At 56.3% G+C, this 16,310-nt stretch carries 14 protein-coding genes; 6 read left to right on the top strand and 8 right to left on the bottom strand.

Going from position 1 to position 16,310, the window contains the following annotated elements; genetic code table 11:
• Positions 1-55 precede the first annotated feature (55 nt).
• Positions 56-3,535 carry a transcription-repair coupling factor gene (gene mfd / locus QOT07_RS10260; protein ID WP_283603049.1) on the top strand — a complete coding sequence of 1,160 codons (3,480 nt, stop codon included), beginning with the start codon at positions 56-58 and terminating at the stop codon, positions 3,533-3,535.
• Positions 3,536-3,568: 33 nt separating this feature from the next.
• Here mfd and QOT07_RS10255 read toward each other — a convergent pair whose 3' ends face one another.
• Entirely contained in the window at positions 3,569-4,669 is a 1,101-nt protein-coding gene (locus QOT07_RS10255; RefSeq protein ID WP_283603048.1) for a GGDEF domain-containing protein, read from the bottom strand.
• A gap of 199 nt (positions 4,670-4,868) precedes the next feature.
• Here QOT07_RS10255 and QOT07_RS10250 point away from each other — a divergent pair, with 199 nt between their 5' ends.
• Positions 4,869-5,354: a heme-degrading domain-containing protein gene (locus tag QOT07_RS10250; protein ID WP_099062349.1), complete on the top strand. Its 486-nt coding sequence runs from the start codon at positions 4,869-4,871 to the stop codon at positions 5,352-5,354.
• 230 nt (positions 5,355-5,584) lie between these two features.
• Positions 5,585-7,273: a C4-dicarboxylic acid transporter DauA gene (dauA, locus tag QOT07_RS10245; RefSeq protein WP_283603047.1), complete on the top strand. Its 1,689-nt coding sequence runs from the start codon at positions 5,585-5,587 to the stop codon at positions 7,271-7,273.
• 177 nt (positions 7,274-7,450) lie between these two features.
• Here dauA and kdsA read toward each other — a convergent pair whose 3' ends face one another.
• The 7 genes from kdsA to QOT07_RS10210 form a co-directional block, all read right to left on the bottom strand.
• A complete protein-coding gene (kdsA, locus tag QOT07_RS10240; protein ID WP_207977810.1) occupies positions 7,451-8,305 on the bottom strand; it encodes a 3-deoxy-8-phosphooctulonate synthase in 855 nt (284 codons plus the stop codon).
• 33 nt (positions 8,306-8,338) lie between these two features.
• Positions 8,339-9,148 carry an invasion regulator SirB1 gene (sirB1, locus tag QOT07_RS10235; protein WP_085116314.1) on the bottom strand — a complete coding sequence of 270 codons (810 nt, stop codon included), beginning with the start codon at positions 9,146-9,148 and terminating at the stop codon, positions 8,339-8,341.
• Positions 9,145-9,543 carry a SirB2 family protein gene (locus tag QOT07_RS10230; protein ID WP_283603045.1) on the bottom strand — a complete coding sequence of 133 codons (399 nt, stop codon included), beginning with the start codon at positions 9,541-9,543 and terminating at the stop codon, positions 9,145-9,147. Before QOT07_RS10230 ends, sirB1 begins: the two co-directional genes overlap by 4 nt.
• 51 nt (positions 9,544-9,594) lie before the next feature.
• On the bottom strand, positions 9,595-10,431 hold the full coding sequence (prmC, locus tag QOT07_RS10225) for a peptide chain release factor N(5)-glutamine methyltransferase (RefSeq protein ID WP_283603044.1): 837 nt from the start codon (positions 10,429-10,431) through the stop codon (positions 9,595-9,597).
• Positions 10,431-11,516, bottom strand: a complete 1,086-nt coding sequence (gene prfA, locus QOT07_RS10220) for a peptide chain release factor 1 (protein WP_283603043.1) — start codon at positions 11,514-11,516, stop codon at positions 10,431-10,433. The genes prmC and prfA overlap by 1 nt, the downstream gene beginning before the upstream one ends.
• 33 nt (positions 11,517-11,549) lie before the next feature.
• Positions 11,550-12,812, bottom strand: a complete 1,263-nt coding sequence (gene hemA / locus QOT07_RS10215) for a glutamyl-tRNA reductase (RefSeq protein WP_283603042.1) — start codon at positions 12,810-12,812, stop codon at positions 11,550-11,552.
• Positions 12,813-13,077: 265 nt separating this feature from the next.
• Entirely contained in the window at positions 13,078-13,221 is a 144-nt protein-coding gene (locus QOT07_RS10210; RefSeq protein ID WP_157765420.1) for a hypothetical protein, read from the bottom strand.
• Positions 13,222-13,526: 305 nt separating this feature from the next.
• Here QOT07_RS10210 and lolB point away from each other — a divergent pair, with 305 nt between their 5' ends.
• From lolB to prs, 3 genes are all read left to right on the top strand, one after another.
• On the top strand, positions 13,527-14,150 hold the full coding sequence (lolB, locus tag QOT07_RS10205; protein WP_085116310.1) for a lipoprotein insertase outer membrane protein LolB: 624 nt from the start codon (positions 13,527-13,529) through the stop codon (positions 14,148-14,150).
• Complete coding sequence (ispE, locus tag QOT07_RS10200; protein WP_207977805.1) at positions 14,147-15,013, top strand: 4-(cytidine 5'-diphospho)-2-C-methyl-D-erythritol kinase; 867 nt, start codon at positions 14,147-14,149, stop codon at positions 15,011-15,013. The genes lolB and ispE overlap by 4 nt, the downstream gene beginning before the upstream one ends.
• Before the next feature lie 171 nt (positions 15,014-15,184).
• Positions 15,185-16,132 carry a ribose-phosphate diphosphokinase gene (gene prs / locus QOT07_RS10195; RefSeq protein WP_004943207.1) on the top strand — a complete coding sequence of 316 codons (948 nt, stop codon included), beginning with the start codon at positions 15,185-15,187 and terminating at the stop codon, positions 16,130-16,132.
• Positions 16,133-16,310: the final 178 nt, after the last annotated feature.

Genomic DNA, 16,310 nt, shown 5'->3' with positions numbered 1-16,310 from the left:
GCGCGGTGTTATTTGTGCCGGGGCGAAATTTAACACATTGATTAAAGATACCTTAATGAGCATCTCCGATAACCGTAACCGTTCCGCATCGTCACCCTCCCGTTATTCCCTGCCTGAGCGCGCGGGCGATTTGCGCCAACTGGGGCAACTGACCGGTTCGGCCTGTGCCGTGGAATGCGCCGAGATCGTCGAACGTCATAACGGGCCGGTGATGCTGATCGCCCCGGACATGCAGAATGCCCTGCGGCTGCGCGACGAAATTCAGCAGTTTACCGATCAAATGGTGACCACGCTGTCCGACTGGGAAACTTTGCCCTACGACAGTTTCTCGCCGCATCAGGAAATCATCTCCGCCCGCCTGTCGAGCCTGTACCACCTGCCGACCATGGTGCGCGGCGTCATTATTCTGCCGGTCAATACCCTGATGCAGCGCGTTTGCCCGCACGAGTTCCTGCACGGCCACGCGCTGGTGATGAAAAAAGGCCAGCGCCTGTCACGTGACAAATTACGCGCCCAACTGGAGCAGGCCGGCTACCGCAGCGTCGATCAGGTAATGGAGCACGGTGAATTCGCCACCCGTGGCGCACTGCTCGATCTGTTCCCGATGGGCAGCGAAGAACCTTACCGCATCGATTTCTTCGACGACGAGATCGACAGCCTGCGCACCTTTGATGTCGACAATCAGCGCACGCTGAGCGAAGTCGACGCCATCAACCTGTTGCCGGCCCATGAATTCCCGACGGATAAAAATGCCATCGAACTGTTTCGTAGCCAATGGCGCGAGCAGTTTGAGGTGCGCCGCGACGCCGAACATATTTATCAGCAGGTCAGCAAAAGCACCTGGCCGGCCGGTATCGAATACTGGCAACCGCTGTTCTTTAACCAACCGCTGCCGTCGCTGTTCAGCTACCTGCCGGACAATACGCTGATCGTCAATACCGGCAATCTGGAAAGCGCCGCCGAACGCTTCTGGCAGGACGTTAACCAGCGTTACGAGAGCCGCCGTGTCGATCCCATGCGTCCACTGCTGGCACCGGACAGCCTGTGGCTGCGGGTTGATGCGCTGTTTGGCGAGCTGAAAGCCTGGCCGCGCATGGCGCTCAAAACCGAAGAGCTGCCGGCCAAGGCCGGTAACACCAATCTGGATTATCGCGTACTGCCGGATCTGGCGGTGCAAGCCCAGCAGAAAGCGCCACTGGACAACCTGCGCCACTTTATTGAAAGTTTTGACGGCAGCGTTATTTTCTCGGTCGAAAGTGAAGGTCGCCGCGAAACGCTGCAGGACCTGCTCGGCCGTATCAAGCTCCGCCCTTCGCTGATCCAGCATCTCGATCAGGCCGAGGCGGCGGGCCGCTACATGATGGTCGGTGCCTCCGAACGTGGTTTCCTCGACGGCATGCGCAACCGGGCCTTGATCTGCGAAAGCGATCTGCTCGGTGAACGCGTCAGCCGTCGTCGGCAGGACAACCGCCGCACCATTAATACCGATGTTCTGATCCGCAACCTGGCTGAGCTGCACCCAGGCCAGCCGGTGGTGCATCTGGAACACGGCGTTGGGCGTTACGTCGGCCTGACCACGCTGGAAGCCGGTGGTATCAAGGCCGAATATCTGATCCTGTCCTATGCCGGTGAAGACAAACTTTACGTCCCGGTCTCTTCACTGCATCTGATCAGCCGCTATGCCGGGGGCGCTGATGATAACGCGCCGTTGCACAAACTGGGCGGTGACGCCTGGTCGCGCGCACGGCAAAAAGCCGCCGAGCGGGTACGGGACGTGGCGGCAGAATTGCTGGATATCTACGCCCAGCGCGCTGCCAAAACCGGTTTCGCCTTTAAACATAACCGCGAACAGTATCAACTGTTCTGCCAGGCCTTCCCGTTTGAAACCACCCCGGACCAGGAGCAGGCGATCAACGCCGTGCTGAGCGACATGTGCCAGCCATTGGCCATGGACCGTCTGGTATGCGGTGACGTCGGCTTCGGCAAAACCGAAGTGGCGATGCGCGCCGCCTTCCTGGCGGTGGAAAACGGCAAACAGGTTGCGGTATTGGTGCCCACCACCCTGCTGGCACAGCAGCATTTCGACAACTTCCGCGATCGCTTTGCCACCTGGCCGATCCGCATTGAGATGATGTCGCGCTTCCGCAGTGCCAAGGAGCAGCAACAGGTGATGGACGATGCCGTTGAAGGCAAAGTGGACATCATCATCGGCACCCACAAACTGCTGCAGAGCGATCTGCGCTGGAAAGATCTGGGGCTGCTGATCGTCGATGAAGAACACCGATTCGGCGTACGCCACAAAGAACGCATCAAGGCAATGCGCGCCGATGTCGATATCCTGACGCTGACCGCTACGCCTATCCCACGTACGTTGAATATGGCCATGAGTGGCATGCGTGACCTGTCGATTATCGCCACGCCTCCGGCCCGTCGTCTGGCGGTAAAAACCTTCGTGCGCGAGTACGACAGCCTGGTGGTACGTGAAGCTATCCTGCGTGAAGTGCTGCGCGGCGGCCAGGTTTACTACCTGTACAATGACGTGGAAAATATCGAAAAAGCCGCAGCAAAACTGGCAGAGCTGGTGCCGGAAGCCCGTATTGCCATCGGCCACGGCCAGATGCGTGAACGCGACCTGGAACGGGTGATGAACGATTTCCACCACCAGCGTTTTAACGTGCTGGTCTGCACCACCATTATCGAAACCGGCATCGACATTCCCAGCGCCAATACCATTATCATTGAGCGTGCCGATCGCTTCGGGCTGGCCCAGCTTCACCAGCTACGTGGCCGCGTCGGCCGTTCGCACCATCAGGCCTATGCCTATCTGCTGACACCGAACCCGAAAGCCATGAGCACCGACGCCCATAAACGGCTGGAGGCCATCGCATCACTGGAAGACCTGGGGGCCGGCTTTGCCCTGGCCACTCACGATCTGGAGATCCGCGGCGCGGGCGAACTGCTCGGTGAAGATCAAAGCGGCCAGATGACGACCGTCGGCTTCTCACTGTATATGGAACTGCTGGAAAGTGCGGTGGATGCGTTGAAACACGGGCGCGAGCCGTCGCTGGAAGATCTCACCAGTAACCAGACCGAAGTGGAGCTGCGTATGCCGGCCCTGCTGCCGGATGATTATATTCCGGACGTTAACACCCGGCTGTCATTCTATAAGCGCATCGCCAGCGCGAAAAATGACGGTGAGTTGGAAGAACTGAAGGTGGAACTGATTGACCGCTTCGGCCTGCTGCCGGATCCGGCGCGTAACCTGCTGCAAAGCGCGGCGCTGCGTCAGCATGCCCAACTGCTTGGGATAAAGCGCATCGAAGGCAATGAACGCGGCGGGTTTATTGAGTTTGGCGAGAAAAACAAGGTCGACCCAGGCTATTTGATTGGGTTATTGCAAAGCAATCCGCAGGTCTATCGCCTGGATGGGCCGAGCAAGCTGAAATTTATGCTGGATCTGACCGATCGCCAGAAACGCCTGAAGTTTACCGAGGAGCTGTTGACCGCATTCCGCGAGCATACACTGGCCGCCTGAGCCATAACCCCCTTCTGAGATTGTCAGGAGGGGCTATCGATGCCGAAAGCCGTCGCCGAGCGGTGAGTACTGCATCAACCGGCTACAGACCACCTGATTTTTCCCCCGACGTTTGGCGTCATACAGCGCTTCGTCCGTTACCTCTATCGCTTTATCTATCGCCATACCGGGTAGATACAGTGACGTACCGATAGAAATGGTGATCCGCGTCTCGCGGCCCGCATCCAGCGAAAATACCCTTGCCTCTATGCTGTGACGGATCCGTTCCGCCACCCCACCAATCACCGCCGGATCGTAGCTGGCGGTAATCACCATGAATTCCTCTCCCCCATAGCGACCGACAAAATCTTCGCTGCGCACGCCGTTTTTCAACAGTTGGCCGACCTGAGTCAACAGCAGATCCCCGGCCAAATGACCGTAGGTATCATTGATACGCTTAAAATTATCCAGATCGAGGATCATTAGCCCGCAGGGACGCCGTTCTGCGTATTGCGCCATCAACCGGTTATCAACGCTGGCGCGGTTACTGATCTGGGTCAGGCTGTCAATGGTGGCTTTATCGCGCATCGAGAAATAGGCGCGGATATGCCGCTCTTTGAAATTGAGCGCATGATAGCAAATGGCCAGGCACAGGGCCGAGATAGCCTGATACAGCAACACATCCAGCCACAGCGTCCGCATATCAACCAGGTACCAGACCACCGTGATGCGGTATAGCGCAATCAAGCCGATAGCCAGATAAAACACCCGGTTCGACTTTCTCAGCCAGACCCGCGACAGCAGCAGGGGAATGATGATCGAACCGATAAACAGGTTATCGACGGTAAACCCACCGCTCAACGCCAACAACATCAGATAACACGCCAGTCCGCTGATCGCGCCGCCATAGAAGGTGACCAATATCATCGGGATCATGGCAAAGCTGTAATGCACGTTGCCGATCAACTCCAGTTGGTTCTGGTTCAAAAGCAACACCGCCAGCCCGGCCATCAGGCCAAAAAGCAGGCGTTTCCAGCGTTCCGACTGATAGGAAAAGGGCGAGTTTTTGCTGAGGGCAAAATAACTGACCGACAGGGTGGCGTAGGTAATGCACGCGTCGCTATACAGGGCAGGAATGGAAGCAACGTAAGTCATAAATATTTGGCAGGCTCCAGGGAGTCGACAGGCTAGTTAGTCACGAATTTTGAGAACGGCTCCCTGTCTCATCCATTTCGGCATGGCATATATTACCCAGTTTAATAATAGATTAGCAGTTCTATGTTATTTCCAAGGTATCTATCCCACTTCAGCGGTTCAGGATAGTCTGTTAGCCACCTAGAGAGGAGGAACAAGCATGAATATCGATGATGATTTGCACGCGCTGTCCAAACAGGAAACGGCGTTGACCTTCAGTCATTTTGACCATAACACCGCCTGGGAACTGGGCGTGGCCTTGAAATCCGCCGCAGAGCAGCGCCACCTGTCAATCGCCATTGAGATCCAGCTTGCGGGGCAAACGCTGTTTTATTACGCCATGCCCGGTACCACGCCCGATATTGCCGACTGGGTGCGACGTAAACGCAACGTGGTGAATCACTTCCACAAGAGTTCTTATGCTATCGGCCTGCGTCTGCAACAGCGGCAATCGACGCTGGAAGAACGCTATGGCCTGAGCATACGCGACTACTCAGCGCACGGCGGTGCCTTCCCGGTTAATTTGACCGGGCTTGGCTGCATCGGCACCATCAGTATTTCCGGCTCGCCACAGCTGGAAGACCATAATCTGCTGGTTGGCACCCTCGCCCGTTTTCTCGGCTTATCCCTGCCAGCGGTACATTAAGCAGCAAAAGCCCCTCTATTCTATCCGGGCTGGCCGCCAGAGCCGCGGCCAGCCTACCCCCTGGAATTTACTGCCTTTTTGAAAGAGCCTGATTCTGATTTTCCGCAGCGCATTGATGTATATCTAGGAATCACCGTCGCAACAGGCGTATGGTGTCTATCAGCTATTCGAGACGGACCGCCTCCGGCCCGCCATTCCGTTCTCTTTTATAGACTTGGTTTACACCTTAGATGAAAACGCATGAAATTAACGGCATTCGGCCGTTCAGCGCATTGATTGACGCCTGTTGGCGAGATCCTTATTCCCTGCAACGCCTGCTAAAAGACGCCATCGCCGGCGTCACCGTCGGTATTATCGCTATCCCCCTGGCAATGGCACTGGCGATTGCCAGCGGCGTCCCGCCTCAATATGGCTTGTACACGTCGGCAGTCGCCGGGATTGTCATCGCCATTAGCGGCGGCTCACGCTACAGCGTTTCCGGACCCACCGCCGCCTTTGTGGTGATCCTCTATCCGGTTTCGCAGCAGTTTGGCCTGTCTGGCCTGCTGATTGCGACTCTGCTTTCCGGGCTGTTTTTGGTGCTCATGGGGTTGGCTCGCTTCGGCCGGTTGATTGAATATATTCCCCTGTCGGTGACGCTGGGCTTCACCTCCGGTATTGCCATTACCATCGCCACCATGCAGGTGAAGGATTTCTTCGGTCTGCAAATGGCGGAAGTGCCGGAACACTATGTAGGTAAGGTCTACGCCCTGCTGCAGGCGCTGCCTACGTTGGACATCGGCGATACGCTGATCGGCGCGGTGACCCTGTTGATCCTGATATTCTGGCCGAAGCTTGGCCTGCGGGTGCCGGGTCATTTACCCGCATTGCTGGCAGGCACCGCGGTGATGGGCATTCTGGCGATGTTTGACCACCCGGTGGCCACCATCGGCTCTCGCTTCAGTTACCTGCTGGCCGACGGCACTCAGGGCCATGGCATCCCGCCCATTCTGCCGCAGTTGATGCTGCCGTGGGACCTGCCGGCCGGTGACGGCAAGCCGATGGTTCTGAGTTGGCAGACGATTTCCGCCCTGCTGCCGGCGGCGTTCTCCATGGCCATGCTGGGTGCGATTGAATCCCTGCTGTGTGCCGTGGTGCTGGATGGCATGACCGGCAAGAAGCACAACTCCAATACCGAGCTTATCGGCCAGGGCGCGGGCAATATCATCGCTCCGTTCTTTGGTGGCATTACCGCCACCGCCGCCATTGCGCGTTCTGCGGCTAACGTGCGCGCCGGGGCTACTTCGCCGGTATCCGCCATTATCCATGCGTTGCTGGTGCTGTTGGCGCTGCTGGTGCTGGCGCCGTGGTTGTCCTGGCTGCCGCTGGCGGCAATGGCGTCGCTGCTGCTGATGGTCGCCTGGAATATGAGTGAAGCCCACAAGGTGGTTTACCTGCTGCGGCGGGCACCGAAAGACGACATTCTGGTGATGCTGCTGTGCCTGTCGCTGACGGTGCTGTTCGACATGGTGATCGCCATTACCGTGGGCATCGTGCTGGCTTCGTTGCTGTTTATGCGCCGCATTGCACGCATGACGCGCCTGAGTGAGCTGAGCGCCGAAAACGGCCGTCTGGTACTGCGGGTGAATGGTCCGTTATTCTTCGCCGCCGCCGAGCGCATTTTTAATGAGCTACTGGTGCGCAGTGAAAGCTATGACGTGATTGTTTTGCAGTGGGATGCAGTACCGGTGCTGGACGCCGGGGGGCTGGATGCCCTGCAGCGCTTTATCGAAGCCCTGCCCCCAGGCAAGCAACTGGTGATCACCGATATGCCGTTCCAGCCGTTGAAAACGCTGGCGCGGGCACGGGTACAACCGATTGAGGGGAAACTGCATTTTTACGCAACGCTCCCCGAGGCACTGACAGCGCTAAACACCTGAAAAACCAAAAGCCCGACAAGTCGGGCTTTAATATATTCATCAAATCGTCTTTAAGCCCGAGATACTCGGGCCTAGCGCACCGTGGGGCGCTCCGGCAACTAAAGTTGCTACGACCCCATCGGCACGCTCTCCCTAATAACAGGCCTTATCAACCGTCTGAGAGTTTACTTATCGCACTTAGTTGCTGGTATCCAGCTCTGGGAAGCTCTTCACCAGATCGTCAATGGCTTTCATCTGCACCAGGAACGGCTCCAGCTTGTCCAGCGGCAATGCGGACGGGCCATCACACTTGGCGCTGTTCGGCTCTGGGTGTGCTTCGATAAACAGCCCCGCCAGACCTACCGCCATACCGGCACGCGCCAGTTCGGCAACCTGCGCACGACGACCGCCGGATGCAGCACCAAACGGATCACGGGTCTGCAGGGCATGGGTCACATCGAAGATCACCGGATGGCCACCAGTAGCATTCTTCATCACGTTGATACCGAGCATGTCGACGACCAGGTTATCGTAACCAAAGTTGCTGCCGCGATCGCACAGGATCACCTTGTCGTTTCCGCCTTCCTTGAACTTGTCGACGATATTGCCCATTTGGCCAGGGCTGACGAATTGGGGTTTCTTGACGTTAATTACCGCACCGGTTTTCGCCATCGCTTCCACCAGATCGGTCTGGCGAGCCAGGAACGCTGGCAGCTGGATCACGTCAACCACTTCGGACACCGGCTGCGCCTGTGAGGCTTCATGCACGTCGGTGATGGTTTTCACGCCGAAGGTTTTTTTAATTTCTTCGAAGATCCTCATCCCCTCTTCCAGGCCCGGCCCGCGGTACGAGTGGATAGAAGAACGGTTGGCTTTATCAAAAGAGGCTTTAAAAACGTAAGGGATGCCCAGTTTTTGCGTCACGGTGACGTAGTGTTCGCAAATGCGCATCGCCAGATCGCGCGATTCCAGCACGTTCATACCGCCAAACAGCACAAACGGCAGATCGTTCGCTACGTTGATGTCACCAATGCTAACCACTTTCTGTTTCATGCTTTCGCCTTTGTTGATGTTAAATCAAATGAATTAATGCAGCGTGACCTGTTTCGGTTCAATCGAGTGGATCTGTACTTTGATCACTTCGCTGACCGGATCTTCAGGACACTGTTCGACAAAATAATTGAGATCGGAAATGGCAATATGGTTGCATTCCAACTGGGCGTAAATCAGCCCACGGTCGCGGATTTCGTACGGGTCATCCGGATCGAAGCACAGCACCGTTTCGCTGGCGCGCAATGCCATTTCCATCTGTTTTTCTTCCATCAGGGCAGCTTTCAGCGTATCCAGCATCTTACGCACCACCATGACGTTTTCTGACTCATCGAGATCGTCGTCTTCCAACTCGGCGCCCAGACCCAGGTTGCCCTTGATCCACACTTCCAACTGATGCTCGTTCAGCGTTTCACCGTTCAACGGGTTGATCAGCCACATCTCTTCATCCAGCCAGTCTGCCCGCAGGATCAGTTGGGTGGGGAAAATCACCGGCAGCAGCGGTAAATCCAGATGCGCGGCGATGTGCAGGAAAATGGTACCGAGCGAGACCGGCGTGCCCTGGCGCCCTTCCAGCACCTTGTCGAGCCAAATCGCGTCGGACAGGCGATACACGCCACCGGCGCCGCCAAAACCCCAGGTTTTGAAGAACAACTCAATGAGTGCGTCCAGTTGCTGTTCCTGGCTGAGATCCTTCGGCATCGCCGCACGCGCGTCGTCAACCAGCTGTTGCAGCTTACGTTCGACCTCGGCGGTGGGGAAATCACGCCGCACGGACTGCGAAACCAGGATCACGCCCGCGCTCAGCAGCGCGGTGTTAAATTCAAAATCAGCAATGCTACTCATAAGTATCCCATCAGAAACGGTATTTTCGTCGTGGCAAGTTTAATTATCAGGTACAGACAGCCCAACGCCAGCACAAACGCCAGGGTGCGCAGGTTCTGGTTTTTGGTCTTCTTGCCCAATGCGACGTAGCCAAGCAGGATATAGATAATAACGCCAAACAGCTTCTCGGTCAGCCACGAGTCCATACCCAGCAGCGGATAAAACTTGAACATCACCACCAACGCAATACCACTGGCGAACAACACCGTATCATTTATGTGCGGCGTTATCTTCACCCAGCGCTTGTTCATCATGGCGGAATTACGCCATTTCCAGAAAAAGCGCAGCACAAACAAGACAATACTGATGGCGACCGTCAATAAATGCAGATGTTTTAACGCCGAGTAGACTGCCATATTGCTTCCTTTTATTTATTCGCTGTGTGCTTTGTTATTGTTGGTTTTCAGTTACTGCTGCGGCCATTGGCCAAACGTCACGCGATCGTTATCTCCGTAATCACGGCGGGTAGCGATCGAAATAAAACCGGCGGCCTGCAGCAGTGCGCGCACGCTCTCACCCTGCTGCCAGCCATGTTCCAGCAGCAGCCAGCCCTGAGACTCCAGATAGTGCGGTGCCTGCTGCACGATAGCGGACAAATCCGCCAAGCCATGCTGCTGCGCGACCAGTGCGCTGCTGGGCTCAAAACGTACGTCGCCCTGCGCCAGATGCGGATCGGCGGCGTCGATATAGGGAGGATTACTGGCGATCAGGGCGAAAGTCTGGCCGGCCAGCGGCGCAAACCAACTGCCCTGAAGGAATTGTGCGTTGCCGATCTTCAGCTTCTGCGCATTATGCTGCGCCAGTGCTACCGCTTCAGGCTGTAAATCAACACCGGTGACCTTGCAGTCCGGGCGTTCACTGGCCAGTGCCAGCGCAATGGCACCGGTGCCGGTGCCGAGATCGAGGATGTGGCAAGAGGATGACGGCAAGCGTTCCAGCGCCAGTTCCACCAGGCATTCGGTGTCCGGACGCGGGATCAGGGTCGCCGGTGATACCGACAACGGTAGCGACCAAAACTCACGTTCGCCAATTAGGTAAGCCACAGGTTCGCCACGTTCACGTCGCACCAGCAGCTTTTCCAACTGTTCCTGTTGTTGCGGCGTCAGCAACGTTTCGCCGAACGCCATCAGGAAGGTTCTGGCCCGGCCGGTCACAAAACCCAGCAGGATTTCTGCATCACGTCGGGCGCTTTCGCTCTGCCTCAACCGGGCAACCGCCGCCTTCAGCCAGCATTGATAGTCCATTACTCTGGCTCAGCGGACAGCGCGGCGAGCTGGTCGGCCTGGTATTCCTGCACAATCGGTTGGATCAGCATGTCCAGCTTGCCTTCCATCACCTCGTCCAGACGGTACAGCGTCAGGTTGATGCGGTGATCAGTCACTCGCCCCTGCGGGAAGTTATAGGTACGGTTGCGATCGGAACGGTCGCCAGTACCCAACAGGTTGCGACGGGTTGAGGCTTCTGCCTGCTGGCGCTTGGCCATTTCGGCAGCACGGATACGCGCGCCCAACACCGACATCGCCTTGGCTTTGTTTTTGTGCTGTGAACGTTCGTCCTGACACTCCACCACGATGCCGGTCGGCAAGTGGGTAATACGGATTGCCGAGTCGGTGGTGTTAACGTGCTGGCCACCGGCACCGGAGGAACGGAAGGTGTCGATTTTCAGATCGCCGGCATTGATCTCCGGCAGTTCGGCTTCCGGCACCGCCGGCATCACTGCCACGGTACAGGCGGAGGTATGAATACGCCCCTGCGACTCGGTTTCCGGCACGCGTTGTACGCGGTGGCCACCAGATTCAAATTTCAATTGGCCGAAAACGCCATCGCCAGAAACCTTGGCAATCACTTCTTTATAGCCGCCGTGCTCGCCTTCGTTGGCGCTCATGATCTCGACGCGCCAGCGACGCGTTTCTGAATAACGGCTGTACATACGGAACAAATCGCCGGCGAAGATCGCCGCTTCGTCGCCGCCGGTACCGGCACGCACTTCCAGGAAGCAATCGCGCTCATCATCCGGATCTTTCGGCAACAGCAGCACTTGTAATTGCTGCTCCAGTTCTTCCGTCGCCGCCTTGGCGTCTTTCAGCTCTTCCTGCGCCATTTCGCGCATTTCCGGGTCATCCAGCATCATTTCTGCCGTGGCCAGATCGTCTTGCACCTTACGCCATTCAAGGAAACAGCGGCTGACATCGGTCAACTGTGCATATTCGCGCGACAATGCGCGGAACCGATCCTGCTCGGCAATAACGCCGGCATCGCCGAGCAACGCCTGCACTTCTTCATGGCGCTCTTGTAACGCTTCCAGTTTAGCAACAATAGAAGGCTTCATGCGTGGTATTAAACCCTGTTAATAAAGAGAAAACTAATGCTGATCCAGCCCGAGGCTGTCGCGTAATATTTGCAACCGCTCCACGTCGCCATCGCCGGCGGCCTGTTGGAGGGATTTGGTAGGGGCATGAATAAGACGGTTGGTCAGCCGGTGGGCCAGCTCGTGGATAACCTGCTCCACGTCCGCGCCCTGCGCAATGGCGGCCAAGGCTTTGGCTTCCATTTCCGCACGGATCTGATCGGCCTGCGAGCGGTAGTCGCGGATGGTTTCTACTGCGCCCTGTGAGCGCAGCCAGGCCATAAAGTTGATGCTTTCCTGCTGAACAATCGACTCAGCCTGCACCGCCGCGGCCTTGCGCTGCGCCAGGTTGCTTTGAATGATGGCGTGCAGATCGTCCACGCTGTACAAATAGGCGTTGGCCAGCTTGCCCACTTCCGGTTCGATATCGCGCGGTACGGCAATATCCACCAACAGCATTGGCTGGTTGCGGCGCGCTTTCAGCGCTCGCTCCACCATCCCTTTACCGATGATCGGCAGCGGGCTGGCGGTAGAACTGATGATAATGTCGGCGTCCGCCAGGCGTTCGTCGATTTCCGGCAAGGTAATCACTTCTGCGCCGACTTCGTCCGCCAGCAGCTGAGCGCGTTCGCGGGTGCGGTTGGCAATAATCATATGCCGCACTTTGTGTTCGCGCAGATGACGCGCCACCAGCTCAATGGTTTCACCGGCGCCCACCAACAATACGTTCAGTTCGGCAAGGGATTCAAAGATTTGGCGCGCCAGGGTACAGGCGGCAAAGGCCACGGATACCGCACTGGCACCGATTTCGGTTTCGGTACGTACGCGTTTGGCGACGGAGAAGGATTTTTGGAACAGACGTTCGAGCTCACCCGACAGTGACTGCCCGCGTTGGGATTCGGTAAAGGCTTTCTTCACCTGCCCGAGGATTTGCGGTTCGCCCAACACCAGCGAGTCCAACCCGCTGGCCACGCGCATCAGGTGGCTGACGGCTTCATCACCGTGATGCCAGTACAGGCTTTTACTCACTTCTTCCGGGCGCAGGCGGTGGTACTCACACAGCCAGGTGACCAGCTGTTCGTGAATATGTTCCTGTTGCTCCACGCTAAGATACAGTTCGGTGCGGTTGCAGGTAGACAACACGACACCGCCCTGCACCAACGGTTGTTGGAGCAAGCTGGTAAGCGCCTGTTCGATAGACTCTGGGGAGAAGGTCACCCTTTCACGCAGAGAAACCGGAGCGGTTTTGTGATTAATACCTAACGCCAGCAGGGTCATTGCTTCGAGTAATACTTCTTTTGGTACGGGTTCTCGTTGAACGGCATTCTACTTGATGCGCGGGATCAATAAAAGGCACAACCGCATCTTCCGTCCAATCGCTGAAATAGACAGCATCAATGAGTGATTAGTTATAAATACAACAAGATAAGTAATAATTTGACGACATAACATACTGAATTTTAGTGCAGTATGCGATATTCCGCACAGTATTCAGTAAAACGGAGTGACCTGAGCAGAGCGATGGCGATCAAATATACGGCGCTTACCAGCCCAAAGTGCCGCAGCGATAGGTAGGATCCAGCAGGAAAGAGACCTGTTGGCAAAAAACATGTTTGGCCTGCAGATAGAAAAATGCCGAGCCCGCAAGGCACAACAGCGAAATAATGATTCGGACGGCAAGTTTCATAACCTTCTGTTCTCCCCCGGGATAGACCCTTGCAGTATACCGCCCCCTACATCAACCAAACACTAACGGCAGTAACGCCCCACCCCAGAGATATTCTTGCGCCCAGAGCAGCACGGCGGAGCGATTGTGTTAATCTTATCAGCAAAGATAACGCATAACCCCGCGCCCAATAACGGTAACAAAGCCGGGAATATTCAACGCGATGCAGCAAAAAATTGACGTACCGGCGCTGCCCCGCTAGCGTAAATGCAGATACCCAGGTCTCGCTGTGCGTGCCCGCAAGGACAAAAGGACAAGAGAAAGTTATGCCAATCCGCAAAGTTAGTTTGCTACGCCTGATCCCATTGGCCAGTCTGGTACTGGCCGCCTGTACCACCACCAAACCCAGCGGCCCGGCCACCAGCCCGACGTCGCCACAGTGGCGTGCCCACGAGCAAGCGGTGCAACAGCTTGACCAATATCAAACCCGGGGCTCTTTCGCCTACCTGTCAGACCAGAAAAAAGTCTACGCACGCTTCTTCTGGCAACAATATTCGCCGGATCGTTACCGCCTGCTGCTGACCAACCCGCTTGGCAGCACCGAGCTTGACCTCAACGTACAGAAAAACGTGGTGCAGTTGACGGACAATCAGGGCAAACGCTATGTCAGTGATAACGCCGAAGAAATGATCCGCAAGCTGACCGGCATGGCAATCCCGCTGGATAACCTGCGCCAGTGGATGCTCGGCCTGCCGGGTGAGGCCAACGACTTCAAGCTCGATGACCAATATCGCCTTAACTCGCTGACCTACCAACAAGGTAGCCAGACCTGGACCGTCGACTACCAGGACTACAACAACAGCCTCAAGCCACAGCTGCCAAGCCGCCTGGAGCTGAAACAGGGTGACCAGCGCATCAAACTGAAAATGGACAATTGGACGCTTAAATGATCCGTCAGTGGCCATCGCCAGCTAAACTCAATCTGTTTTTGTACATAACCGGCCAACGCGAAGATGGCTACCACCTGCTGCAAACGCTGTTCCAGTTTCTGGATTACGGCGACACCCTGACCATCGACGCGCGGCAGGATGACAGTATCCATCTGCTGACCCCGGTGGCCGGGGTGCCGGATGAGCAAAACCTGATCGTCCGTGCCGCCCGTCTGCTGCAACAGCATTGCGATCGTCACGGGCTAAACACCGCCCCACGCGGTGCCGACATCAGCATCGATAAACGTCTGCCGATGGGGGGCGGACTGGGTGGCGGGTCTTCCAACGCCGCCACGGTGTTAGTGGCGCTAAATGAACTGTGGCGCTGTGGCTTGAGCGACCAACAACTGGCGGAACTGGGGCTGGTCCTCGGTGCTGACGTGCCGGTGTTCGTCCTTGGGCATGCGGCCTTTGCTGAAGGGATCGGTGAGCGTTTGCAACCGGCAAATCCACAGGAAAAGTGGTATTTGGTGGCCCATCCAGGGGTCAGCATCCCTACCCCGGTCATTTTTGGCGATGCAGAATTAAAAAGAGACACCCCGGTTCGCCCGTTAAATGTGCTGTTACAGGCAACTTACGCAAATGATTGCGAACCAATAGCAAGAAAACGTTTTCGCGAGGTTGAACAGCTTGTTTCTTGGCTGTTAGAATACGCGCCGTCACGCCTGACTGGCACAGGTGCTTGTGTGTTTGCTGAATTCGACACAGAAACCGCCGCCCGTCAGGTGTTAAATCAAGCCCCGGAGTGGATATGTGGTTTTGTAGCGCGTGGCGTTAACGTCTCTCCCCTACATCGCATTCGTTCCGGGCAGATTGAACCGTAGTTCTCGTTTCGCTGCGCAGAGTCGTTCACACCTGGCCCTGTAATCCCTGCGCCGCTGCGGTTTCAAATTTTTTTTACACACCCGTATGATATTGCGTCGGCATCGCTAACTGCCCCTTGGCGGAGGCCGAATGACAATATCTTCTCTGGACGCATGCCTGAGGTTCTTCTCGTGCCTGATATGAAGCTTTTTGCTGGTAACGCCACCCCGGAACTAGCACAACGTATTGCCAACCGTTTGTACACCAGCCTTGGTGACGCCGCAGTAGGTCGTTTTAGCGACGGCGAAGTGAGCGTGCAAATCAACGAAAATGTACGCGGCGGTGATATTTTCATCATCCAGTCCACCTGTGCCCCTACCAACGACAACCTGATGGAACTGGTTGTTATGGTAGATGCCCTGCGTCGCGCCTCCGCAGGTCGTATTACTGCTGTTATCCCTTACTTCGGCTATGCCCGCCAGGATCGCCGCGTGCGTTCTGCTCGTGTGCCAATCACCGCCAAAGTTGTCGCCGACTTCCTCTCCAGTGTAGGGGTTGACCGCGTTTTAACGGTAGATCTGCACGCTGAACAGATCCAAGGCTTCTTCGATGTTCCGGTAGATAACGTGTTCGGTAGCCCGATCCTGCTCGAAGACATGCTGCAACAGAATCTGGTGAACCCAATCGTGGTTTCCCCGGACATCGGCGGCGTAGTGCGCGCCCGCGCTATCGCCAAACTGCTGAACGATACCGATATGGCTATCATCGACAAACGCCGCCCACGTGCGAACGTTTCTCAGGTGATGCACATCATTGGTGATGTGGCAGGCCGTGACTGCGTGCTGGTTGACGACATGATCGACACCGGTGGTACCTTGTGTAAAGCCGCTGAAGCGTTGAAAGAACGTGGTGCCAAGCGCGTATTTGCCTACGCGACACACCCGATCTTCTCCGGTAACGCTGTGGAAAACATCAGGAACTCGGTGATTGATGAAGTGATTGTCTGCGACACCATTCCGTTGTCTGCAGAAATCAAGGCACTGAAAAACGTACGTACTCTGACGCTGTCCGGCATGTTGGCTGAAGCCATCCGTCGTATCAGCAATGAAGAGTCAATTTCTGCGATGTTCGAGCATTAATCAGACTTCTTTTCGGTGCGGTGCCCTGCCGTACCGGATCGATCGATTGATTTCCCGCCAGCAGAAAAAAGAAAAACCCGTTGGTGCATCAGCAGCAACGGGTTTTCTACGGGTAGTCGAACATAACCTTAGACCTAAATACGCGGCAGTTCTCCCTTGCCGTAACGCCGATTCCCTT

Source organism: Serratia proteamaculans, from assembly GCF_949794035.1.
Classification (GTDB): domain Bacteria; phylum Pseudomonadota; class Gammaproteobacteria; order Enterobacterales; family Enterobacteriaceae; genus Serratia; species Serratia proteamaculans.
The sequence above is the reverse complement of the archived record's forward strand: the minus strand, read 5'-3'. Positions and strand labels throughout refer to the sequence as shown.

What these genes read in the sequence shown, in the direction of transcription:
- mfd (WP_283603049.1), top strand. Translation starts at nt 56, where the DNA reads ATGAGCATCTCCGATAACCGTAACCGTTCCGCATCGTCACCCTCCCGT.
- QOT07_RS10255 (WP_283603048.1), bottom strand. Translation starts at nt 4,669, where the DNA reads ATGACTTACGTTGCTTCCATTCCTGCCCTGTATAGCGACGCGTGCATT.
- QOT07_RS10250 (WP_099062349.1), top strand. Translation starts at nt 4,869, where the DNA reads ATGAATATCGATGATGATTTGCACGCGCTGTCCAAACAGGAAACGGCG.
- dauA (WP_283603047.1), top strand. Translation starts at nt 5,585, where the DNA reads ATGAAAACGCATGAAATTAACGGCATTCGGCCGTTCAGCGCATTGATT.
- kdsA (WP_207977810.1), bottom strand. Translation starts at nt 8,305, where the DNA reads ATGAAACAGAAAGTGGTTAGCATTGGTGACATCAACGTAGCGAACGAT.
- sirB1 (WP_085116314.1), bottom strand. Translation starts at nt 9,148, where the DNA reads ATGAGTAGCATTGCTGATTTTGAATTTAACACCGCGCTGCTGAGCGCG.
- QOT07_RS10230 (WP_283603045.1), bottom strand. Translation starts at nt 9,543, where the DNA reads ATGGCAGTCTACTCGGCGTTAAAACATCTGCATTTATTGACGGTCGCC.
- prmC (WP_283603044.1), bottom strand. Translation starts at nt 10,431, where the DNA reads ATGGACTATCAATGCTGGCTGAAGGCGGCGGTTGCCCGGTTGAGGCAG.
- prfA (WP_283603043.1), bottom strand. Translation starts at nt 11,516, where the DNA reads ATGAAGCCTTCTATTGTTGCTAAACTGGAAGCGTTACAAGAGCGCCAT.
- hemA (WP_283603042.1), bottom strand. Translation starts at nt 12,812, where the DNA reads ATGACCCTGCTGGCGTTAGGTATTAATCACAAAACCGCTCCGGTTTCT.
- QOT07_RS10210 (WP_157765420.1), bottom strand. Translation starts at nt 13,221, where the DNA reads ATGAAACTTGCCGTCCGAATCATTATTTCGCTGTTGTGCCTTGCGGGC.
- lolB (WP_085116310.1), top strand. Translation starts at nt 13,527, where the DNA reads ATGCCAATCCGCAAAGTTAGTTTGCTACGCCTGATCCCATTGGCCAGT.
- ispE (WP_207977805.1), top strand. Translation starts at nt 14,147, where the DNA reads ATGATCCGTCAGTGGCCATCGCCAGCTAAACTCAATCTGTTTTTGTAC.